21 protein-coding genes and 2 CRISPR repeat arrays are annotated in these 23,325 nt (G+C 46.3%); of the genes, 8 read left to right on the top strand and 13 right to left on the bottom strand.

Annotation, left to right across the window (positions count from 1 at the left end; genetic code table 11):
* Nucleotides 1-63: 63 nt before the first annotated feature.
* Nucleotides 64-818: a CRISPR direct-repeat array (repeat unit 31 nt; unit sequence GTTTCAACTCACGCTCCTGCGAAGGAGCGAG).
* A 96-nt stretch (nt 819-914) separates the two neighbouring features.
* Nucleotides 915-1,210: a CRISPR direct-repeat array (repeat unit 31 nt; unit sequence GTTTCAACTCACGCTCCTGCGAAGGAGCGAG).
* 178 nt (nt 1,211-1,388) lie between these two features.
* From cas2 to FHQ23_RS06965, 8 genes are all read right to left on the bottom strand, one after another.
* Nucleotides 1,389-1,682, bottom strand: coding sequence for a CRISPR-associated endonuclease Cas2 (gene cas2, locus FHQ23_RS07000; protein WP_139613679.1), 294 nt, complete (start codon nt 1,680-1,682; stop codon nt 1,389-1,391).
* Between the two features lie 3 nt (nt 1,683-1,685).
* Nucleotides 1,686-2,711, bottom strand: coding sequence for a type I-C CRISPR-associated endonuclease Cas1c (gene cas1c / locus FHQ23_RS06995; protein WP_139613678.1), 1,026 nt, complete (start codon nt 2,709-2,711; stop codon nt 1,686-1,688).
* Nucleotides 2,704-3,321: a CRISPR-associated protein Cas4 gene (gene cas4 / locus FHQ23_RS06990; RefSeq protein ID WP_139613677.1), complete on the bottom strand. Its 618-nt coding sequence runs from the start codon at nt 3,319-3,321 to the stop codon at nt 2,704-2,706. Before cas4 ends, cas1c begins: the two co-directional genes overlap by 8 nt.
* A 2-nt stretch (nt 3,322-3,323) precedes the next feature.
* Nucleotides 3,324-4,193 (bottom strand): type I-C CRISPR-associated protein Cas7/Csd2, encoded by an 870-nt coding sequence (cas7c, locus tag FHQ23_RS06985; protein WP_139613676.1) that lies wholly within the window; start codon nt 4,191-4,193, stop codon nt 3,324-3,326.
* Nucleotides 4,194-4,219: 26 nt separating this feature from the next.
* Entirely contained in the window at nt 4,220-6,295 is a 2,076-nt protein-coding gene (gene cas8c / locus FHQ23_RS06980; RefSeq protein WP_139613675.1) for a type I-C CRISPR-associated protein Cas8c/Csd1, read from the bottom strand.
* Nucleotides 6,292-7,011, bottom strand: coding sequence for a type I-C CRISPR-associated protein Cas5c (gene cas5c, locus FHQ23_RS06975; protein WP_139613674.1), 720 nt, complete (start codon nt 7,009-7,011; stop codon nt 6,292-6,294). The genes cas8c and cas5c overlap by 4 nt, the downstream gene beginning before the upstream one ends.
* 7 nt (nt 7,012-7,018) lie before the next feature.
* On the bottom strand, nt 7,019-9,493 hold the full coding sequence (gene cas3 / locus FHQ23_RS06970; protein WP_139613673.1) for a CRISPR-associated helicase Cas3': 2,475 nt from the start codon (nt 9,491-9,493) through the stop codon (nt 7,019-7,021).
* 221 nt (nt 9,494-9,714) lie between these two features.
* Nucleotides 9,715-11,376: a putative transporter gene (locus FHQ23_RS06965; protein WP_139613672.1), complete on the bottom strand. Its 1,662-nt coding sequence runs from the start codon at nt 11,374-11,376 to the stop codon at nt 9,715-9,717.
* A 189-nt stretch (nt 11,377-11,565) separates the two neighbouring features.
* On the opposite strand from FHQ23_RS06965, the gene FHQ23_RS06960 reads away from it, so the two are divergent.
* Complete coding sequence (locus tag FHQ23_RS06960; RefSeq protein ID WP_139613671.1) at nt 11,566-13,350, top strand: ABC transporter ATP-binding protein/permease; 1,785 nt, start codon at nt 11,566-11,568, stop codon at nt 13,348-13,350.
* A 789-nt stretch (nt 13,351-14,139) separates the two neighbouring features.
* Nucleotides 14,140-16,026, top strand: a complete 1,887-nt coding sequence (gene htpG, locus FHQ23_RS06955) for a molecular chaperone HtpG (RefSeq protein WP_139613670.1) — start codon at nt 14,140-14,142, stop codon at nt 16,024-16,026.
* 91 nt (nt 16,027-16,117) lie between these two features.
* On the opposite strand, the gene FHQ23_RS06950 is transcribed toward htpG, so the two are convergent.
* Genes FHQ23_RS06950 through FHQ23_RS06935 form a run of 4 tightly spaced genes read right to left on the bottom strand, consistent with a single transcriptional unit; the run spans nt 16,118 to nt 19,064 of the window.
* Nucleotides 16,118-17,074: a phosphatidate cytidylyltransferase gene (locus tag FHQ23_RS06950; protein ID WP_139613669.1), complete on the bottom strand. Its 957-nt coding sequence runs from the start codon at nt 17,072-17,074 to the stop codon at nt 16,118-16,120.
* A gap of 9 nt (nt 17,075-17,083) precedes the next feature.
* Nucleotides 17,084-17,698 (bottom strand): lysophospholipid acyltransferase family protein, encoded by a 615-nt coding sequence (locus FHQ23_RS06945; protein ID WP_139613668.1) that lies wholly within the window; start codon nt 17,696-17,698, stop codon nt 17,084-17,086.
* Nucleotides 17,695-18,336, bottom strand: coding sequence for a CDP-alcohol phosphatidyltransferase family protein (locus tag FHQ23_RS06940; protein ID WP_139613667.1), 642 nt, complete (start codon nt 18,334-18,336; stop codon nt 17,695-17,697). The genes FHQ23_RS06945 and FHQ23_RS06940 overlap by 4 nt, the downstream gene beginning before the upstream one ends.
* On the bottom strand, nt 18,333-19,064 hold the full coding sequence (locus FHQ23_RS06935; protein WP_139613666.1) for a 4'-phosphopantetheinyl transferase family protein: 732 nt from the start codon (nt 19,062-19,064) through the stop codon (nt 18,333-18,335). Before FHQ23_RS06935 ends, FHQ23_RS06940 begins: the two co-directional genes overlap by 4 nt.
* Before the next feature lie 82 nt (nt 19,065-19,146).
* On the opposite strand from FHQ23_RS06935, the gene FHQ23_RS06930 reads away from it, so the two are divergent.
* The 4 genes from FHQ23_RS06930 to FHQ23_RS12555 all read left to right on the top strand — a co-directional run bounded on the left by FHQ23_RS06930 (nt 19,147) and on the right by FHQ23_RS12555 (nt 20,710).
* Nucleotides 19,147-19,869 (top strand): AzlC family ABC transporter permease, encoded by a 723-nt coding sequence (locus tag FHQ23_RS06930; protein ID WP_176552273.1) that lies wholly within the window; start codon nt 19,147-19,149, stop codon nt 19,867-19,869.
* Complete coding sequence (locus FHQ23_RS06925) at nt 19,866-20,192, top strand: AzlD domain-containing protein (protein ID WP_139613664.1); 327 nt, start codon at nt 19,866-19,868, stop codon at nt 20,190-20,192. Before FHQ23_RS06930 ends, FHQ23_RS06925 begins: the two co-directional genes overlap by 4 nt.
* A gap of 69 nt (nt 20,193-20,261) precedes the next feature.
* Complete coding sequence (locus FHQ23_RS12380) at nt 20,262-20,438, top strand: hypothetical protein (RefSeq protein WP_176552272.1); 177 nt, start codon at nt 20,262-20,264, stop codon at nt 20,436-20,438.
* A gap of 131 nt (nt 20,439-20,569) precedes the next feature.
* Entirely contained in the window at nt 20,570-20,710 is a 141-nt protein-coding gene (locus tag FHQ23_RS12555) for a type II toxin-antitoxin system RelE/ParE family toxin (RefSeq protein WP_326480812.1), read from the top strand.
* Nucleotides 20,711-20,789: 79 nt separating this feature from the next.
* Here FHQ23_RS12555 and icd read toward each other — a convergent pair whose 3' ends face one another.
* Nucleotides 20,790-22,043: an NADP-dependent isocitrate dehydrogenase gene (icd, locus tag FHQ23_RS06915; protein WP_139613663.1), complete on the bottom strand. Its 1,254-nt coding sequence runs from the start codon at nt 22,041-22,043 to the stop codon at nt 20,790-20,792.
* Between the two features lie 158 nt (nt 22,044-22,201).
* Between icd and FHQ23_RS06910 the strand changes: the two genes are divergently transcribed.
* Together FHQ23_RS06910 and FHQ23_RS06905 are read left to right on the top strand one after the other, a co-directional pair.
* Nucleotides 22,202-22,897 (top strand): pseudouridine synthase, encoded by a 696-nt coding sequence (locus FHQ23_RS06910; protein ID WP_139613662.1) that lies wholly within the window; start codon nt 22,202-22,204, stop codon nt 22,895-22,897.
* A gap of 14 nt (nt 22,898-22,911) precedes the next feature.
* Nucleotides 22,912-23,325, top strand: a 414-nt coding sequence (locus tag FHQ23_RS06905) for an NUDIX domain-containing protein (RefSeq protein WP_139613661.1), incomplete at its 3' end; no start/stop codon positions are given.

Here is a 23,325-nt window from a genome sequence, read left to right as displayed (position 1 = left end):
TTCAACTCACGCTCCTGCGAAGGAGCGAGGCTTCTGGCGGAGAGCCATTCTTACCACCAGACGGTTTCAACTCACGCTCCTGCGAAGGAGCGAGTATGAAGTAGAAAAGGAAGTTGTCGAGGAGTGTATGTTTCAACTCACGCTCCTGCGAAGGAGCGAGAACGTTTAAATTGCCCTGATCGTTGGGCAAGCTGTTTCAACTCACGCTCCTGCGAAGGAGCGAGTTATTCTTGTGATAATCAAATCGCCGATGAGCTGGTTTCAACTCACGCTCCTGCGAAGGAGCGAGCTTTTACCTCTTGTATTGCGTTATCAATTGCACCACGTTTCAACTCACGCTCCTGCGAAGGAGCGAGATTCAGGAGATATTCTGACATTGAATTTTCCATTGTTTCAACTCACGCTCCTGCGAAGGAGCGAGATACACAACGAATTTGGAGGCAGCCGCCATGACGAATGTTTCAACTCACGCTCCTGCGAAGGAGCGAGTCCAATCTCCATTTTCCCATTTGATTTTTCCGCAGTTTCAACTCACGCTCCTGCGAAGGAGCGAGACCAGCAGTTGATTAACACTCTGGCACAAGAACGTGTTTCAACTCACGCTCCTGCGAAGGAGCGAGTTATTCTTGTGATAATCAAATCGCCGATGAGCTGGTTTCAACTCACGCTCCTGCGAAGGAGCGAGCGCATATATCCAGTGGTTTGGCGTTTGCTATTGGCGGTTTCAACTCACGCTCCTGCGAAGGAGCGAGCAAAATTAAGGACGCGGATCGGCGTAATCTGATCGGTTTCAACTCACGCTCCTGCGAAGGAGCGAGTCCTCGACATGCGAGATGTCATCTACGGTGAGTATGTTTCAACTCACGCTCCCGAAGGAGCGAGATCGGGTTGTAAAGTCTATTGTTGATAACATTAGTTTCAACTCACGCTCCTGCGAAGGAGCGAGGATTGCACGCCGATCATCTCTTAATCATTGTGGATGTTTCAACTCACGCTCCTGCGAAGGAGCGAGTCACATTCTTGAAGTTTTCCAAAATTGTCAGATTGTTTCAACTCACGCTCCTGCGAAGGAGCGAGTCTCAGACAAGCAAGGCCGTGGTCTATTCAGTGTGTTTCAACTCACGCTCCTGCGAAGGAGCGAGTGAAACATTGCCGCTTTGGCTTGTGGGAAAGGTCGTAGTTTCAACTCACGCTCCTGCGAAGGAGCGAGTGCCTACCTGTAATTTGTTGTTCTATAAGGCTAATAAAACCTTATTTCGCCAATTACTTTGGTGATAGCACTTTAAGTTATTTTAGCATAGCAAAATAACTATTTTCTATCCAAATTGTTAAAGAAATCAACCATCGCCAATCTCCCAGCATTTTTATGAGAACAACAGGTTAGCGCGCTACACAATCAGTGTATCTTTGAATATATCTACCGCAGCTTTTGCGCCATGGTGTTCCACTTTGCGCCGCCATTTGCTGCCGAGGTGGTAAAAACGCAGGCTGTCGGTTTCGGGTTGATAAATTGCCAGTAATTTGGCTTTCAGGCTCACCCATTGGTCGGGGGCGATGTCGCATTCGAATACCGAATATTGCACGCGCACGCCGTAGTCTAGGCACAGTTTGGCAATCCGCCGCAGGCGTGCTTGGCCTTCGGGGTCTGCCAGCGAAATATCGTAAGTAATCAGCATCAGCATGGGCTACCTCATCAAAAACGGCGGATATTCGGCCAAATCACCACGCAAATGCCGCGCCAGCAACATGGCTTGAATATAAGGCAGTAAGCCGATTTCCACTTCTTCCTGCAAATACGGATGAATGATTTTTTCCTGCTTTTTGGCTTGCAGGCTTTGAAACAACAGCTTGCGTGCATCCGCCTTGATATTCACTGCGCCGCTGGCTTCCGTTTCAAAATCCTGTAGGCGGATTTGGCCGCGGTTAATCAGGCTCAGCACCATTCTGTCTACCCACCAAGCGCGGAATTCTTCCAAAATATCTTGTGCCAAACTGTCGCGCCCCGGCCGGTCGGCGTGCAGAAAACCGACTTGCGGATCCAGCCCCACGCTTTGCAGCGCGCCGCTGATGTCCTTGCCCAACACGCTGTACAGAAACGACAGCAGCGCATTGACCGGATCACGCGGCGGGCGGCGGTTGCGGCCGTTAAACACAAAACCGCACTTTTCCGTCAACAAATGCTGAAATACGCCGAAATAGCGCGAAGCCGCATCGCCCTCAATGCCGCGAATCAGCGCCAGATTATCCGCCCGCTGCAATTGGCTCAAACTGAAATTCAAAGCACTAATGGCCGTCTGAACCTCGTCATGTTCGCCATGATTACGCTGCCTGCGCTGCAACACCCGCTTCGACGACTGGATTTTCGCCGCAATGATATTGCGCGCAATCGCCACCGGATGCTGCTCCGACACCTTATACTGCGCCCGCCGCAGCAACACATTGCCACTCTGCCGCCCCTGCAACCGCCCGAGATAATGCCCGTTTTCGGTAAAAAACGCCAGATTGACATTATTTTCCCCGCAAAACCCCAACAAAAATGGCGACACCAACACATTACCGAAACAGAAAATATGCGCAATCGAATGCATCGGCAACTGCAACAGCTTCTGCCGCTCGCCTTCAACGGTTTTTTCAATCACCAAGGTTTCCCGTTCTTTATGCAAGTAAGTGCCTTGGGTGGTGATGTAAAGTGTGTTTTGCAATTTACGCATCACTCTCCTCCCGATATAAAGCGGCGATATAAGCTGCCGACCTATCCCGCTTCAACAAAACAGGCTGGCACAGCTCCAACAACGAACACGCCTTGCAATGCTTGCCATACACAGGCAGTGGGGTTTCGCCGCTTTCCAGCAGCGACCGCACTTTGGCAATCACTGCCAATGTTTCTTGCCTAAGGCTGTCTGAAAACAATATCGGCTCACGGTGGCGGGTTTGCTGATACCACAATGCGCCCTCGTCCACCGTTTTGCCGGTCATTTCTTCCAAACACAAAGCCTGCGCGCAAAGCTGGATTTCGTCCCAATGCTCGGGCTTAGGTTTGCCCCGTTTGTATTCCACCGGTTTCAGACGGCCTGTTGCCAGCTCGTGTTCGACCATATCGAGAATACCGCTCAAACCCAAGGCTTCCGCTGATACATGTACGCTGCGTTCAAAGCGAATGCCTTTGCGGGTTTCCGGCTCGCCCGAATCCACCCGCTCATGCAACGCCCTGCCCTGTGCGGTCAAAAAATTCTCCGCCCATACCTGCTCGTTATGGATCAACGCACATTGACGCGGACAAAACGCGTAGTGTTGCAGGGCGGAGAGGGAGATGGTGCGCATGGTTAGAAGCCGTCAATCTCTTCGGGTTTTAATCCGTCCAAATTGTTCAGCACATAGCTGCCGTCTGCATTCACGCTCAGGCTGCCGTGTACTTTGGCGGATGAATATTGACCGGATTTGCAGTTGTGCTCCCACCAAATCAGCTTCAATACCTGCATACTGCCCTCGGGGCGGGCGGAAGAGGCATCGCCTTCAAACAATTTGCTCAGCACGGCTTTGATTTTTTCGGCATCGTCATCGCTGAAACCGGTGCGCTCCGCCAATTGCGGCGACATGGCGCCATAGGCAACATAAATGCCTTTGTCGATACGGTGTTTCATGCCCATGGTGTCGGAGCTTTTCTTCACATCACTATCCCCATCACCATTAACACTTTTGGTAATTTGTGTACTTGTAATGATAATAGGCTCAATACTAAATGCAGAATGAACGGTAACAGGGCCACGTACTGCAATAGAAACACCACTTTCATCTTTTCCGCTAAAAGCAAATACTTGGCCAAAACTGCGTACGTCCAGCCATTTTTTGCAAGCTTGCTTTGCTATTTCGTCTTTTTTAACTTCTGCTCCTTTTTTGGATTTTTTCTCTTCTTGGGCTTCATCCGTTACCTCTGGCAGTTGTTTTAAGAAAGTATCATAACGATTTTTCAAACTCACCATTCCGTCATCTTTTCGCTCATTTGCTTGCACAAAAATAGCATCGCCGCTATCTTGCAAACGGTCGCGGATTTTGCGTTTCAGACAGACATCGGTCATTTCCCCCTTGCCTGAAACATCTACACGGGGGCGGTTTCCGTTTAAGGGGTCGCCATTGGGATTGGCATTTTGTACGCCGATAATCAGGGCGAAGTCGATTTTTTTAGTTAAGCTCATTGGTTTTTCCTTTGAATGTTGGTTATTTATTCACTTGCTTCGATTTTCTTTTGCTTAGTGGCTTGACGCTCGGCAATTTGACGATTTATCTCCATCAATTGGCAATGGTAACCCAGCAGAAATTCACCGCTTAATTTCCCATCATTTTTATATTCCTCTGTATCAAACAAATCCATAACCTCTCCAATGGATTGTTTATAAAAATCTTTTCCACGACTGGTTAAATAATTTTTATATGGAACCAGAGATTTTTCAAGATTCAGCCATGTGCTGTATGGCTGATGGGCAAACTGCTGAAAATAACGTTCTGCATTGGTTGCCCTCGTAGGTGCTTTCTTACCATTTTGCAAATACAAGGCGTACCATTCCAATTTTTCGGCTTGAGCAATCAATCTACCGTATAAATAATCGCGTGAATGGTTTTCTTTATCTAAAGCCATAGAGTAGTTTCTCCGTTGTGATGAATTGTGATAACGAGCCCAATAGCCCCTGTGTAAGGCACAGGCTACGCCGATATTGCGTTGCCAATGCTCTTTTTGCTCCTTTTCTCCGTCTTTGTTTTGATACCTTGTGAAAGGATTGCAGGCTGTCTGAAAACTTTGTTGTACCAAATCTTTGGGTATCGGCACACTTCTTCCACCAGCAATGACAGGCAACAAGCGGGCGTAAAGTTGCTTTTTCAATTTATCGCTAAGGTTTCTGCCATATACTGCTTGAGCAATGTTTTTTGGTGATGGCGGAATAATCTCCAAAATCATTTTTTTCTTTTTGCCATCTTGTGTTTCATATAAATAGCGTTGATACCAAGAGAAATCATCTACCCAAGCATCCAGATTGGCAAAATAGTTTTCAGGCAAAAACTCCTGATAATAGGTTAATGCCATACGCCCCGGCGTGGCCGAATCCAACATCAATAAAGAAATCTGCTCATGTTCATTTAATTGTGCTTTCAAGCCGTGCAGTTTCTTTTTAATCAGTTCGGCGGCTGTCTGACCAATATTGGCTGACCAATCTTTTGGGTTGCTGCTTTCAGACGGCCTGTTTTCATCGCTCGTCTCTACAATCGCCAAATCATCATCAGCATCAAGATGGTCGTAATTATCTTGCAAGGGGGAAGGTACGGTTTCACCGTTGATTGCCCAAGCAACGGTGACCTGTTCGCCATTCTTGATTCCTTGGCGACTGATTAGCCATTTCAAAATATTAAATGCTTTTTGAGATACGTCATTCCCTAAGACTACAGCTTGCTTATCTGTTAAAAAACGCCCAAGAAAAGTTAAGCCATCTGTATCATTAGCTGAAACCAGCTTAGCATTACCTATAATTTTAGGGTAAGCCTCTGAAGGATAATCTTGCTCACCTGTGATGTAGCATAAATCTTTTTGCTTAACGCTTTCTTTTTCGCTTTTACTTTCTTGATGCTCAATCCATGCAGTTTGAATACTTTTTTTGCTCCATAGATCTGAATGGAGGTCATTTTCCATTTCCACAGCCCATACAATTGTTAAATCAAATGGGTCATCTTTTTCTGACATAAGAATATTATTCTCAAAAGAGAAAGTTTTTTTCTCAAGCAAATCTTCAATGAGAGAGCCTTTTTGCACATATTGCAAAACAATCTCAATCTCTTTTAAATCAGTTTCTTGCACCCAATCCGATAACTGATTTTCATAAAATGAAAAACCATTCTGATATTTCCCCTTTTCTGAATTTATAAATTGTTGCTTATTTTCATCTGAATCGGACAAAAATCTTGCCCATTTTGCGCCTCCCTTTGCTCCAGCTTTTTGCATAGCCAATTTTGACAAATATTCAAGGGTTAAATATTTCTCTGCTGTTTTTGCAAGATATTGCAAGCTGTCATGCAAGGCATATGCAGCAATCGTTGAACCAGAGCGCTTTGATGACTTTTCAGTTACTTGGATAGGAACTTGCTTCTTGCTCTCAAAACGTTCGGCATGAACCAATTCCGCCTTGTCATTCAATACCACTTTCAAATGAACCGCTTTGGGCATATGAAAAGGTAAAGCCAAGTCCTCATCTTCCAGCCCTTTAGCTTGTACATATTCATACGTCCGATAAAGTTTCTGTATCCAACTCATAACCCAAGCTCCTTCGCTTCCTCTTCCACCGCCTTAAGGTTTTCGCCGCGGCCAAAGGATTTTTCAGGCAGCATTTGGCGGATAAAACGGGTTTTCAGACGGTCTGCATCATCGACAGACGGAAATTCAATTACGCCGTTTTGCATACTCGCCCGCCAAAAACGGCTGACCAATTCATTATTTCCGGTTTCCTCGGGATAGCCGAAGCTGTGGAACATCAAGCCGAAATCCAAATTCGGCACTTCATCGTAAAAGCCTTTGCCTTCGCCAAATTCGCACGGCTCAACATAGCCTTGGCAATCGCGCGTGCCCAAAAATATATCCTGTCTGCCGCCACGCGCCAGCATCCGTTCGGCAATGGCGAGGTGTTTGGCGGGAATGCGGTCTTCAACCAAATTCGGCTGGTGCAGATTCCATTCAAAATGGGCTTCCACCTGATATTCGACATCTTGCAAAAAAGTATAAATCGCCAAGGTATTGCCGCCGTCCCAATTGAGCGGTTTGGTCGATTTGCTCTGCGTTTGAATCGCTTTCATTACCCGGATGCGGTCGATATGCCAGATCAATGTCGGCTTCCAGTAAATACTGCGGACGATGCCTTTTATCGCTTCATAAGTCGGCACTTGATAGCTGAATTTTTCGCCGCCGATTTTGGTCACCGGATCAGTAAACAAGGCCTGCCGCCCCCATACGCAAAAACTGATTTTATTTTTCATAATTCTCCTAAGCGTTTAAAAAATCCATCGGTGCGACTTCATCAACCGCCAAGCCGTATTCTTGGCTGTAATAGGGTTCTTTCAAATAGTAAATACCCGTATCCGCGATTGGCCGTATCGCCTCTTCTTTGAGCAATTTGTCCCAAACATGGGGAAACACATTTACACTAAAGCGCTGCGCCTGCGCCAATAAGCGGTAAAACTGTTTAGGGTCGTACTCGCCGCACAATTGGGCAATCAATTCTTTACCATCGCCATAAGGCACAATCACCGCACGCGTAGGCGCATCAATCGCTTGGAATGCCCGCCCCGCACTTTTGAACGACTGCATCAGCAAAGGGTATTGTTTGTTTTGTTTGCGTTTATCGTTTTTGGCGGCATACACATTGTGGCGGTTATTACTCAACCAATCCAACAGGCTGCCTGAAGTGCTGTTTGCAACGTGATACGTCATCTCGCCGCTGCGTTGGTAAAAGTAATATTCAAAATAGCGCTCCATCGCACTGGGTTGCAAAATATCCTGTCCTGCGAAATCACGGAACACCCGCGCTGCCTGCTGTTGACCCACATCAATATCAGGCAGTAGCTTGGCCAGATTATCCGGTTCTTGCAGGTTCAGCACCCACACCTTGCCCTTGCCCTCTTTTTCACCGTGCCGGTTGCAACGCCCGGCGGCTTGGGCAATACTGTCCAATCCACCCAAGGCGCGAATCACATAAGCCATCGAAATATCGACACCGGCTTCGATTAATTGGGTGCTGACACAGAGTACCGGCAACTTTGCTTGCAGCCGCTGTTTCATTCGAGCAAACAAATCCTTGCGGTGCGTGGCACATTGATTGGTACTCAGATGAAACAAGACTTCAGACGGCACATCATGTTGCTGGCAATATTGATAAAGCTGCTGCGCCCATTTTTTGGTGTTGACAATAAACAAGCAGCTTGAGGCCGTCTGAAACTGTTCCAATAAAAATTCGCCCGCTTCATCCACCGGCCAACCGCCTACTTTTTCATTGAAGCAGACTTCCACCCGCGACAAATCATCAAACAACCGGGCGATATCTGCGTTTTTGCCCATGATTTCCGCATTGTCCGCCAACTTTAACAAACCGTTTGCGCATACTTTGTTTTGGTCGTCTTGCGGAAATTTTTCCAAGCCGGATTCGTCCAATAAAGGTTGAGTGGCTGTGCACAACACTGCACTGCTGTTACCGAATTGGGTGAGCCAGTTGAGCGTATTGCAAAACAGATGCACGCATTTCACCGGCAAAGTCTGGATTTCGTCAAAAATCAATACGCTATTGGTCATCGGATGAATGTGCCGCGCACCTCGCGTACCGCCGCCGAACCAAGCATCCAAAAATTGCACCATGGTGGTGAAGACTATCGGTTTATCCCAATTCTCTGATAGTAGTTTGTTTTGCCAACTTTGCTTTTCCGGATCAAGGTTGGAATGGTGCTCCAGCACCCATTCCTCGCCCAGTATCTCGCGAACCGCATGGGCATTTTGATCAATGATTGAAGTATAGGGAATGATGTAAATGATGCGGTCTAAATCATGCTGCTTGGCATGATGCAAGGCATAACGCAAACTGGCGAGCGTTTTGCCGCCGCCTGTGGGTACGGTGAGGGTATAAATGCCTTGTGGGTCGCTTGCCCTATCCAGACAAACTTTAGAAATTCGTTGGCGGATTTCATCAATCGGATAACGAGCCTCAAACGCCGCCAGTTTGCTTTCCAGCTTGTCGATGGCCTGCTGCCAATCCGGTTTTTCTGATAATCGACGTAGTGATTTGTGGTGTTCATATTCAAAATCGGCGCTGTTAATGCGGTCGGCATCAATCAGGCAGCTGAATAAAAAACGGGTAAAACAGCCCAGGTAAAACTCTGTGACTGTATGGCTTTGATTTTCAGATTTCAAAATGGCTTTTAGCGGAGCGAGCATTTGCTGCAACAAGGCTTTATCCGCCAATTTATTTGCTTGTTGCGCCACCGCCAAATCGGCATTTTGCTCGCATTCGCTCAAATGGGTTAAAGCATCATCCTTGTCAAACCGCTTTTGCCAAACCACATTGCCTTCGTCATCCAAACAATCAATCAAGCCCGCGCCATGATGCGAAGCAATGCACAGCCCCAATACCTGCCCGCACAATTCCCCTTGCCCTTGCGCACCGAATTTTCTCAACGCACGATAAACCCATTGCGCTCCTGCTGTGGAATGATCCACCTTGCTGCCGTTCGGCGTGCTTTCTTCATCATCCAAATCGGGATTATGCAAACCCGTTGCGTCATGAATGTATTTTTGAAACTTCAGCGAGTATTTACCGAAGTCATGCATCAACCCCAGCAACTCACCCGCTAAATCCAAATTCAGTTTGGCCGCCAGCATCTTAGCGATTGCAGCGGTTTCAAACAGATGGGTAGCAACTGATTGTTTGGCACCATCGGCTTGACGCACATGGGCGATATATTGAGTATTCAATTATAATCCTCCTGGATAAGCCATCTCGCTTTCAGACGGTCTAATTAACCAGCTCCCTTGCCCAAAAGCAAAGGGCGGTAATAATTGGATCACCACAACATAAAGCAGCATGGGGGTTATAAGTTTTACTGTCGCAAATAACATGGGTCACGAAACAACGTAGCAAGCACCATTAATACTAATTTATTCAAATGTTTTACAATAAACAACACCTTCCCTCATCACTTCGCAAACAACAACAGCAAAACGGCTAGCACCTGTGGTGAGATGATGCGCATAAACATCACCAGTGGGTAGACGGTAGCATAGGAAAGGGCGGCGGCACCGCTGTTTTCTTTGATGCCGTTGGCGAATGCCAATGCCGGTGGGTCGGTCATGGAGCCGGCAAGCAGGCCGCTTAAGGTGAGGTAGTTCATTTTGCCGTAGATGCGGGCGATAACCCCAGTAACCATCAACGGAACGAAGGTGATAATGGCGCCATACATCATCCACTCCATGCCGCTACCGCTTAACAGGGTGTCGAGGAAGTGCGCACCGGCTTTTAAGCCGACTACCGATAAAAAGAGGACTATCCCGATTTCACGCAATGCTAGATTGGCACTCGGTGGCATAAACCAGTAGAGTTTGCCTATGCTGCCGATTCGAGCAAGAATAAGCGCAACGACTAACGGGCCACCCGCTAAGCCCAATTTTAAGGCAACTGGGAAACCCGGCAAGGCGATTGGAATCGAGCCAACTAGCACGCCCAACAGAATCCCGATAAATACTGGTAGCATTTGCACTTGCTGTAATTTTTGCTGCGCATTACCGATCACTGCGGTTACGGATTCGATAGCGTCAAGGCGTCCGACCAAGTTCAACACGTCCCCAAATTGCAAACTGGTATTGCTGGTTGGCACTAATTCAATCCCGGCACGGTTTAAGCGTGAAATCACCACTTCATATTTCTGTTTTATCTTCAGATCACGAATTTTTTTACCCAGCGCCTGTTCGTTAGTAACCACCACCCGCACTGAGCGTAATTCGGTGCCACGAGTGGAAAGCGACTCTTTTACAATTTCACCCACCACCAACTGCACTCGATGCAAATCCGGCATATCTCCGACCAAATGCATAATATCGCCCAATTCCACTTGCGTATCCGCATGCGGCACAATCAATTCATCACCGCGTTTTAAACGAGAACACAACACGTTTTTGGCTTCGAATCCCGGAATATCACGAATTTTTAAACCACTGATATTCGGATTGCTCAGTTTCACATTCAAGCTGCTCAGGCTCTCTTTGTCATGCCCCGACTCTTTTTCAAATTGCTGATGTTCCTCGTCAATTTTAATCTTGAAGAACAGACGAATCAGCCAAATTGCCAATAAGATGCCGCAGATCCCGAACGGATAAGCAATCGCATACGCCATCCCCATAGTTTCGGTGATGTTGGTCATGCCCAGCTCTGCCAAAATTTGCTGCCCAGCCCCTAAAGACGGGGTGTTGGTCACGGCCCCAGAGAAAATCCCCAGAATAATCGGCAATTCAACGCCAAATAGCAGGTGCAGCACAATCACCAGCAGCGCACCCAATAGCACAATCATCAACGCAAACAGATTCAGCTTCAGCCCCGACTGCCGCAACGAGGCAAAGAAACCCGGCCCAACTTGAATCCCGATGGTATACACAAACAGGATCAAGCCGAATTCCTGAATAAAATGCAACGTGTGAGATTCCAACGTCAACCCATATTTATAGGTGAAATGTCCGACTAAAATTCCGCCGAACAGCACCCCGCCGATACCGATTCCAATACCTCTGATCTTTAAATGCCCCAACCATAATCCGATCACGGCAACCAAAGCCAGTAGGCTAATCGTGATAGCAATATCACTCATAACATCTCCTATAGATTATTTAGAAAAATTAACTGGTGCTATTATACTCGTGTTGTCTCGCTAAAAGTTTGTTATAGTGCAAACTTTTAAAACAAACTCAATATTTTTTACAGAAAAATTTTAGCTTTTTGTTAAACTTTTTCGCTATTTGAGAATCAAATGCTTACTATATGTTAAATCTGGATTTTTATGAATTTACGACAAGAACTTTTTGACTCGGCGCTCTGGTTAACACAGGCTTTTTTTGGCAGCTTTTTGTTTTTAATCATGCTAGCTGTTTTTTTGATCAAATTCAGCCGTTGGGGCAAGCAATTTTGGCAATTGGCGGCAGATTATATTGATCCTAAAAATAATCTAAAAGCCATTATTCTCTTTATGATCATTGTGCTGCTGTCATTAATGGCAGTGCGCTTGAGTGTATTGTTTTCAAATTGGTACAATACGATGTACACCGCACTGCAAGAAATGAATGTAAATACGTTCTGGAGTTCAATTGTATTGTTTACTGTGTTAGCAAGCATTCATATTGTACTCAGTTTAACCAATTTTTATTTATCACAACGCTTTATTATTCAATGGCGAGTTAAATTAAATCAGCGATTTATTGATCGATGGACAGCAAACCGCACTTATTATAAAACCCAATACAGCTACAATCAGCTCGATAACCCCGATCAACGGATTCAACAAGATATTCAATCTTTCGTCAGCAGCACACTCAGTTTTTCCACCGGATTAATCAGTGCAATTACCTCAATTGTGGCATTCACCTTGATTTTATGGAAACTATCGGGGTCACTTTCCATCTTTAACATCGAGATTCCGCACGGTATGGTGTTTATCTCATTTAGCTACGTATTAATCGCCTCACTGTTCGCTTTTAAAATCGGGCGTCCATTGATTAGCTTAAATTTTTTGAGTGAAAAACTGAATGCAAACTACCGTTATTCACTGATTCGAATCAAGGAATATGCCGAAAGTATTGCATTTTATAAGGGCGAGAAAACTGAGCGCTCTATTTTGCTGAACCAGTTTGATCGGGTGATTGCCAACGTCTGGCAGATTGTGTATCGAACCCTGAAATTCTCTGGTTTCAACTTTGTCGTCAGCCAAACCTCGGTAATTTTTCCGTTTCTGATTCAAGCCGGACGCTTTTTTAGCCAACAAATTTCGTTAGGCGATTTAATGCAAACCGCCAATGTGTTCGGTCAATTGGACAGCGCACTCTCCTTTTTCCGCAATTCGTATGATAATTTCGCCGCATATAAAGCCACGTTGGATCGTCTAACTGGCTTCAACAGCGCCATGCGCAGCGCTGAGCAATTGCCAATGCCGACGATTCACGAACATTCCGATCGATTACAAGTTACTGATTTAACCGTAAAAACGCCGTCACACGCTCCGTTAATTAAACAGTTAAATCTTGATTTAGCATCCAATAGCCGTTTGCTGATTCAAGGCGCTTCCGGTGTCGGCAAAACCACGTTGTTACGAACCTTTGCCGGGTTATGGGCATATGCCGACGGCGAAATCGCGACACCAAGCAATGCGCTATTTCTGTCGCAAAAACCGTATCTACCACAAGGTAGCTTGTTGGATGCCTTATACTACCCAAATCCTGCGCCGCAGAAAGCCGATTATCAACATGAGGAAGCGGTGTTACAGAAAGTCGCATTAGCACATTTAAGCGAAAAACTGACCCGCCATGAGGAGTGGACCCAAATTCTGTCGTTGGGCGAGCAGCAACGCATTGCGTTTGCCCGAGTATTATTGAACAAACCACAAATCATCTTTTTAGATGAAGCCAGCGCCAGTATGGACGAAGGCTTGGAAGACGCGATGTACCGTCTGCTGCTGCAAGAACTGCCAAACAGCACCGTGATCAGCGTCGGCCACCGCTCCACCTTAAAACGTTTCCATACCAGTCTGTTATATATTGAACAAGACGGTAGCTGGCGCTTGGAAAACGCATAAAAGCCACAAAGTGCGGTTTGAACTTGGTTTATACCGCACTTTCTTTTTTTCATTCATTTAAAATTTAACTATCGAGTTTCGCCGATGGCGACTTACTTTTTTTCTTGTACAAAAAAAGTAAGCAAAAAAATACACCCCAGTTGTAGTGCTGATCTTCGCCTTTGCTAATTTCTACGGTCAATTTGTAAACTTGCCTGCTACGCAGGCTTCGGACACGACAAATTGACCTTGAAATCTTCACGCAAACGCTCAGGCACTACAGATGGGGAATTGAAAACCAACCGCACCGCACTTTGATTTTTCTATTTATAATTAAGTCGTTATATCTTGGGCGCATTCAATGCGCCCCTACATTTAGGGCAATACTTCCGTCACAATTAAAATCTTGTATTCTGCGTCGTGTTTTTCGGATTCCCTTGTGAACTGCCTGAGCGGGTGTGAAATTTGTAGGGAAATTTTTTTGTTTGAGCGAAGCGAGTTTGCCCGCGTAGCGGGCGCATTAAAAATTTTCCGTTAAGCAAATTCACACTAAGCGAAGATCAGCAGTTCATTAGGGTGTGCTTTCTTTTGCCTACTTTTCTTTGCACAAGCAAAGAAAAGTATGGTCGTCGCGAGGCGAAATAGCGATAGTGATTAAAAAAGTCGCCATCGGCGAAACCCGATAGTTAAATTTTAAACGAAAAGTGTAAATCAAACCAAACCGCACTTTTCCCCTTGAAATCCCCCCAACCGCTCCCATATCTAATCCTAACCAAATTTTGTTTAACTAAAGAAAAACAGGAAATAACAATGAGCACTAATCAAGAAACTCGTGGTTTTCAATCTGAAGTCAAACAGTTACTGCAACTGATGATTCACTCCCTCTATTCCAATAAAGAAATCTTCCTGCGCGAGCTGATTTCCAACGCCTCCGATGCAGCGGATAAATTGCGCTTCAAAGCCCTGTCCGCTCCCGAATTATACGAAGGCGACGGCGATCTGAAAGTGCGGGTCAGCGCCGACAAAGACAAAGGCACCTTGACCATCAGCGATAACGGTATCGGTATGAACCGTGAACAAATTATCGATCACCTAGGCACCATTGCCAAATCCGGCACCAAAGAATTTCTTAACAGCTTGGGCGGCGATCAAGCCAAAGACAGCAAACTGATCGGACAATTCGGCGTTGGCTTCTACTCTGCGTTTATCGTTGCCGACAAAGTCAGCGTGAAAAGCCGTGCCGCCGGGGAAAGTGCGATTCAGAGCGTGTTGTGGCAGTCTGCCGGCGAAGGCGAATATGACGTTGCCGACATCGAAAAAGCCGAACGTGGCACCGAAATCACTTTGCATTTGCGTGAAGATGAAAAAGAGTTTCTCGACGACTGGCGTTTGCGTCAAATCATCAGTAAATATTCTGATCATATTGATCTACCGGTAGAACTACTGGTCAAAGAGTTCGATGACGAAGGCAAAGAAACCGGCGTTAAATGGGAAAAAATCAACAAAGCACAAGCATTGTGGACCCGCAACAAAGCCGAGATCAGCGATGAAGAGTATCAAGAATTTTATAAGCATCTCAGCCACGATTTCAGCGATCCGCTGCTGTGGGCGCACAATCGAGTCGAAGGCAAACAAGAGTACACCAGCCTGCTGTATCTGCCGACCAAAGCCCCTTGGGATCTATTCAACCGCGAACACAAACACGGCTTGAAACTGTATGTGCAACGGGTATTTATTATGGACGATGCGGAACAATTTATGCCGAACTACCTGCGTTTCGTCAAGGGTTTGATCGATTCCAACGATCTGCCGCTGAACGTGTCGCGTGAACTGTTGCAAGACAACAAAGTCACTGCGGCACTGCGCAAAGCGCTGACCAAACGTGCCTTGGGCATGATTGAAAAATTGGCAAAAGATGAAGATAAACAAAAATACCAAAACTTCTGGCAAGAGTTCGGCTTGGTGTTGAAAGAGGGCTTAGCGGAAGATCACGCCAATCAGCAAGAAGTGGCTAAACTGCTGCGGTTTGCTTCCACTCACAACGACAGCAGCGAGCAAAACGTCTCATTGCAAGACTACGTTGCACGCATGAAAGAGGGGCAGAAGGCGATTTACTACATTACCGCCGACAGCTACATCGCCGCCAAAAACAGCCCGCACTTGGAACTGTTTAATAAAAAAGGCATCGAAGTTTTGCTGCTGTCCGACCGGATTGACGAGTGGGCATTGGGCTATTTCAACGAATTTGACGGCAAACCGCTGCAATCGGTGACGAAGTCCGATTTGGATCTGGGCGATCTGGCGGATAAAGCGCAAGAAGAAGCACAAAAAGAGCAGGATAAAAACTTCGGTTCATTTATCGAGCGGGTGAAAAGCTATCTGGGCGAGCGGGTAAAAGAGGTGCGCTTGACTCACCGCCTGAGCGATACACCGGCGATTGTCTCCACCGATAACGATCAGATGACCACGCAAATGGCGAAATTGTTCGCTGCTGCCGGACAACCGGTACCGGAAGTGAAATATACGTTTGAGTTGAATCCGGAACATCCGCTGGTCAAGAAAACGGCGGATACTGCCGATGAGAATGCCTTTGGCGAATGGGTCGAGCTGCTGTTCGACCAAGCGATGCTGTCCGAACGTGGTGCCTTGGAGAACCCAACAGCGTTTATCAAACGTATCAATAAACTGCTGGCGTAATCTCTTTAAGCCTTAAAGCACAAAGTGCGGTCAAGTCTGATGATTTGACCGCACTTTTTAGTATATGCGCTTGAGCGTCTTAAAAAGAGTCTTAAAAATAGGTATAACGCACCAGATGGAAAAATACCGGTGCGGCAAACAGCACTGAATCAATGCGATCCATAATGCCACCGTGGCCGGAAATCATCGTGCCCCAATCTTTGGCGCCCATGCTGCGTTTGACGGCTGACAGCGACAAACCGCCAAGAAAGCCGCAAATCACTATCACTAACGAAAACAGCGCAGCATAGCCGATACTGAACGGCGTGATCCACCAAAGTGCGGTACCGATCGCCACCGCAATCGCACCGCCACCGAACAAGCCTTCAACCGTTTTACTCGGACTGACATTCGGTGCCAATTTATGTTTGCCGAACAATTTACCGACCACATATTGAAATACATCGCTCAACTGCACCACGATCAACAGATACATCAACAGCAGCAAACCTTGTCCTTGAAACTCTAAGTTCTGCAACAATAACAGTGCCGGCGCATAACTCAAACAGTAAATGGTCAACATCATACCCCACTGGATCTTGGTGGTGCGCTCAAAAAAAGCCTGCGTATCGCCGGATAACGCCTGAATCGCTGGCAGAATCAAAAAGCCATACACCGGCAAGCACATTACAAACAGTCCGTACCACTCAATGCCGATCAGCCAATATTGCAGTGGAATGGCGACATAAAAACAAAACACCAACGCCCAATAATCGGCACGACGGGTTGGGGTTAGGGTGATAAATTCGCGCAGGGCGAAAAACGAGAGCAAACCGTATAACACCAACGTTGCTACTTTACCAAAAATAAAACACAGCACTAAAATCGCCACCATGCCCCACCAGGCATTAATCCGATGGTTCAGGTTATCGATCACATCACCGCTTTTTCTATACGCCAGCCAACGTCCGATGACGGTTGCAATCAGCAATAATGTCAACATCCCGCTCAGCACCCACCAAAATTTGCTCGGAATGCTGTTTATGGCTTCACTTAAAAAATTCAACATCGGCAGCTCCTATTTTGCTGATTGCGACAAAGGTTGTGACAAGGCGATCACCGCTTGCCTAGCTTGATGTAAGAACTCGGCTTTATCCCATTGCGCATCAACCTGTAACGGCTCGCCAAAAGTGACCGAGCAGGTAAACGGCAGCGGTAAAAATGCACCTTTCGGCAAACTGCGGCCCGTGTTATCCAGATAAATCGGCACCAGCTCCACTTGCGGATAACGCTGTCGCAAGTGATACAATCCTGATTTAAACGCTGCCGGCTCGCTTTCGGCAGAGCGAGTGCCTTCCGGGAAAATAATTAATGAATCTCCTTGCTCAAGTGCGGCATATAGCGGCTGCAACGGATCATCGCTGTTGCCTTCGCGATCGATCATCACCACATTCAGTGCTTTTTTGGCGATTAAGCCACGCAATCCGCCTCTATCCCAATAATCTTTTGCCGCAACCGGTCGGATTTTCTGGCGAAATTCCGCATTAAAAGACGACCAAATCGCCAATGTATCCAAATGGCTGGTATGATTGGCAAAATAGATCCGCTGTTGCCCACTCGGCAAGTTATTGCGCCAATGGGGATAAGCACCGATCAACAGTTTGGTTAGCGTAGCAAGTAAGGAGGCAATCATGTTGACCTCGCTTGCATTTCCAATTCACGGGAAATCGCACGTGTCCGCAAAATACAGGTCAGTAATGTACCAACAATCAACAACACCAGCGCCAACCATAACGCATATTGACTGTGCCATAGCTGCCATTCCAGCGCCCCGATTAAACACGCCGCCGTCAGCAACGCCATGCGGTGCGGTTTTGCCATGGGACCACTGAAACGTTGTTCCAATCCTAGCGAACCACCAAGCAGACGGATATAAGCACTCAGCGCCGCTAATAAGGCACCCAACCAACCTAACCATGGCTGCCCGACAGCTACACCGAACGCCAAGATCAACACCGAATCCGCTATACGATCCGGAATTTCATTATACAGCACACCATTGGCCGTTTTTTTGCCGCATTCTACTGCTACCATGCCGTCTAATAAGTTACAGAGTAAGCGCAATTGGATCAAAAGTGCGGTCAGAATCAACCCGACAGCATTGGGCAAAAATGCCAACAATAACCCGCCGAGTAAGGCAAATGCGATACTGAGCAGAGAGATTTGATTCGGGGTTGGTATGCCGCGCTGCGCTAAGTTTTTGGCTAACGCCTGCGCCCAACGACTACTGCGCGTTGCCAGCGGACGGCGATTTTTCTGATTTGCTGTCATATTTTGTCCTTATTGACTTGATAAATGAACTGTTTTGTCAAGTTAGCAGAATTTATGTCATTTTGCCAGACCAAAATTTGCGGTGCGTGTTCGTCTGCTTGTGATAAAAAATAAGCGAGATAAAATGGCAATTCGTCGGTAAAAAACAGCTTGCCTTGCGGTGCGTAAGCACATTCAATTTGTAATGTGTCGGGGCGATGAATAACTGAGCGTAGTTTGACAATGCCGACCCCTTGCGATTTCAACACGGCTTCACGCAGACACCAAGTGCGGTAAAATGCGGCTTCTAAGTGCGGTTGTGCCGCAAACCAGTCCTGTTCTTGTTGCGAAGCATAAAACCGTAATAACCCGTTAAAATTGCGTGTTTTTTGTGGGCTTTCAATATCAATCGCCACCGCCACCGCACTTTCACTTTTTTCCGCAATTGAAATCACCACCGCCACCCAATCTGCCGAATGGCTGATGTTAAAATCAATTTGCGGCGTATCGGCAAAATAGGGACGACCACTTGGGGTGCGTTGAATCTGTTCGAGCAAACTCAACGGCTGCTGAAAGTGTTCCAGCAATTTAGCCAGCAAAAAATGCGCCAAAATACCGCACTTTCGCCGCTGCTGCCGACGGGCATTATTGCTATTAGCAGCGTGCAATAAACTCTTCGGCAGATAGCACTGTAATTCAACCTGTGTTGGCATTTGCGCCAGATTGCCCCAAATTACTGCAGTTTGCATAACGTCTCCGTTCACTTGATCTCAAAATAGGTTTTGATTAGACTATCGGTTAGTCCGCAAAATAACAATGATTATTCGAAAAATGAACGTTGCAAACAACCATGTCCACTCTCCCACCGCCAGTTGGCGCGATTTAATCAAACTCACTTTGCCGATTGCGATGGGATATTACGCTGCCGGAGTTGCCTACGGTATTTTGGGCGTTGGCGCCGGCTTGCCGGTTTGGTTAGTTGTGCTGTTGAGCGTTGTGGTTTATTCCGGTGCAGCGCAGTATGCCGCCATCCCACTGTTTGCCGGCGCCGCCGGTTTTTTACCACTGGTACTCGGCACTTTATTAATCAGCCTGCGTCAACTGTTTTATACTTTGGCACTGCACCCCGATTTACCAAAAAAAGGCTGGCAACGTTGGTATAGCACGGCTTCGATCACCGATGAAAGCTATGCATTAGCCACCACCCAAGAACAACATCAGCGCCAGAATAATATAATTAAAATCAATTTCTTATGTCAATTTTACTGGGTTTCCGCCTCGCTGATCGGCGCCTTATTGGGTGCTGAACTTGCCAATGCCATACCGCACTTGGCGTTTGCCCTACCCTGTCTGTTCATTATTTTAGCATACGAACAATATCGCCAGAACCGTCATATTTTTCCATTGCTGCTCGCATTATTTGCCTTTATAGCATGCAAATTGTTAGCACCCGGTTGGGTGATGCTAGCTGCGATTTTATGCTGTATTTTAGTGATTTTAGTGCGCTACAACTTACAGCTCGGTGAAAAACTGCCTAAGGAAAAAATCGGATGAATACCATCACAATTCTACTGACTGTTGCCGCCATGGCATCGGTGATGTTGCTGTGCCGAGCACTGCCACTGTTTTTGCCACAGCGTTGGCTACAACTCGGCTGGTTGCAAAGTCTGAATCAAAGCTTACCGTTGTGTATTATGCTGATTTTGCTGTTCAGCAGCCTGAATATCCCAACTTCCTTATCCAGTGGCTTTACGACTTTGCTGTATGAGATCGCTGCGTTAGCTGTCGTGCTTGCCAGTTATATTTGGCTGCGTAACACTTTATTGAGCGTGGTACTCGGCGTGGTGAGTGTCAATTTACTGTATTTATTAGGCTAATCCTTAGCCCTTGACCAAGACGGTAAAAATCAGGCATTATACAAATACAATAAATAGAAGGATTGGTGTATGATAAAAAAATTGAAAGACATGACACCTGAATATCAAGCGGCGCTTAAGGAACGAGTTGCTCAAGGTCAGGCAGATATAAAGGCCGGCAGGGTTCATTCGCCGCAAGAAGTGCATGCAGGTATTAAGCAAACCTTAGCCAAACTGGTAGAAAAACATGCAAAACAGGTTGCCTAAGATTGAATATTCTACTGTAGCAACTAAAAATATCTATGAAATTACCGAGTGGATTTACGAATTTACCATGAGCGTAGTATCCGCAGACAACGTTGTCAACGAAATAACCAAAACAATCGATTTACTTGCTTATGCTCCTTTTAATGGGAGTAAAAGGGATAATTGAAGGAACGCGGGAAGTTTATCCTAACGGTTATCGTGTCGTATATGAAGTCACGGATAATTCAATATATATCATTACGATAATGCATCATTCTAAAATCTATCCTTAATCTGATATCAAGTCACACCATAACAAAAAAACCACAACCTGATTAATCAAGCTGTGGCTTTTGTCTTCTATAGCTAAAATCACATATTATCGACAATATCCTGTGCGAATTCGGAACATTTGCGCAACGTTGCACCGTCCATCAAACGCTCGAAATCGTAGGTGACGGTTTTGTTGGAAATGGCTTTTTCCATACCGGATACCACTAAATCTGCCGCTTCCAGCCAGCCCAAGTGGCGTAACATCATTTCACCGCTCAGAATTAAAGAGCCTGGATTGACTTTGTCTTGTCCGGCATATTTCGGTGCAGTGCCGTGCGTGGCTTCGAAAATCGCACATTCATCACCGATGTTAGCGCCTGGAGCGATGCCGATGCCGCCCACTTGTGCCGCCAAAGCGTCGGAAATATAGTCACCGTTGAGGTTCATCGTGGCGATTACGTCATACTCTTTCGGACGCAGCAGAATTTGCTGCAAAAATGCATCGGCAATCACATCATTAACGGTGATTGTTTTACCGCTCTTTGGATTTTTAAACTGCATCCATGGACCACCATCCAGCAATTCTGCACCGAACTCCTGTTGCGCCACCTCATAGCCCCAGCTTTTGAATGCGCCTTCGGTAAATTTCATAATGTTGCCTTTATGCACCAGCGTCACCACCTCACGATCGTTGTCGATCGCATACTGGATCGCAGCACGCACCAAACGTTGCGTACCGGCTTTTGACGTCGGTTTGATACCAATACCGCACTCTTCAGTGAAACGGATTTTAGTCACGCCCATCTGTTTGGTTAGGTAATCAATCACTTTTTCCGCTTCCGGCGTGCCTGCCTGCCATTCAACACCGGCATAAATATCTTCGGAATTTTCACGGAAAATCACCATGTCGGTATATTCCGGGTGTTTTAACGGGCTTGGTGTGCCTTCATAATAACGCACCGGGCGCAAACAGATATATAGATCCAGCAATTGACGCAACGCCACGTTAAGTGAACGAATACCGCCACCGATCGGGGTAGTCAGCGGACCTTTAATGGCGACGCGGTATTCTTTAATCAAATCTAATGTTTCCTGTGGTAACCATTCGTTTTCGCCATACACTTTAGTGGATTTTTCACCGGTATAAACTTCCATCCATTCGATTTTGCGTTTACCGCCATAAGCTTTTTCTACTGCTGCGTCCAACACCAAACGCATCGCTGGTGTAACATCAACGCCAATGCCGTCCCCTTCGATAAACGGAATAATCGGATTATCCGGCACATTCAAGCGCCCTTGGCTATCCAGAGTGATTTTCGTTCCTTGTGTAGGGACCACAACTTTGCTTTGCATATTGACTCCTTTCCGTGATTTACTTGGTGAAATAGTTTGGTGAAATAATTTTTAAAAAGATACTGTATCTTCAACCCAGCGCATAGTATAGTTTTTCTTAAATTATTTCTTTTATTCACATCACATTTTAACAATTTTTTTAATATTTTTTTAACATTATGGCTAAATCTGACACGCCTGACCGCACTTTCACTCGCCGCACTGTGCGAGCAACACAAAAATTGGCTGTTGCCCCGAGAAAACCGACGGCTGCCGTATCACTTGCCGAAACAACAGTCGTTTTATTCAATAAACCGTTTGATGTGCTGACTCAATTCAGCGCAGATCAGCTACGAACGACCTTGAAAGATTATATTCCCATTCGCTCAGTTTATCCGGCTGGACGTTTAGATCGCGACAGTGAAGGACTGCTGTTATTGACCAACAACGGTAAATTACAACATCGCTTAACCGATCCGAAATTTAAACTGGCAAAGACTTATTGGGTGCAGGTGGAGAATATTCCCGATGAAACCGCACTTTTAGCTTTGCGACAAGGGGTGATGTTAAACGACGGTAAAACGTTACCTGCTAAAGTGTGCTTAATTCCCGAACCGACAGGATTATGGGCACGCATTCCACCGATTCGGCAACGGAAAAGCATTCCGACCTGCTGGCTGGAGCTGCAAATCCACGAAGGCCGTAATCGCCAAGTCAGACGCATGACTGCGCATATTGGCTGCCCAACTCTGCGCCTGATTCGAGCAGAAACTGCTGGGTTTGATTTAGATGGCTTAAGCAGCGGTCAATACCGCACTTTGTCAGCGGCTGAACGGGCTCAATTATTTCAAAGGCTTCAGTTAGTCGTAAAATAACAAGGATATTATGTATGCACAAACCCAATATCACCCTAGCTTGCGTGGTGCATTGCCAAGACAAATTTTTGTTTGTTGAAGAGTGGGATAACGGCGTTTTGACACTGAACCAACCTGCCGGGCATTTGGAAAAAGACGAAAGCCTGCTCGCCGGAATGCAGCGTGAATTGTGGGAAGAAACCGGCATTGAACATGCCCAAATAGAACGCCTAGTCAAAATTTACCAGTGGTCAGCGCCACGCAGTAAAACCGATTTTTTACGCTTCACTTTTGCTTTAGAACTGGATGACTGTTGTGCTGTCACGCCTCACGACAGCGATATCACCCGTGCGCTATGGCTGACGCTGGCGCAATTTCAAGACTATATCCGTCAACCTGGACAAGGTGCCAGAAGCCCATTGGTACTTGAAGGCATAGTAGACAAAAAG

Source organism: Testudinibacter crocodili, assembly GCF_006228025.1.
Lineage (GTDB): Bacteria > Pseudomonadota > Gammaproteobacteria > Enterobacterales > Pasteurellaceae > Chelonobacter.
The sequence above is the reverse complement of the archived record's forward strand: the minus strand, read 5'-3'. Positions and strand labels throughout refer to the sequence as shown.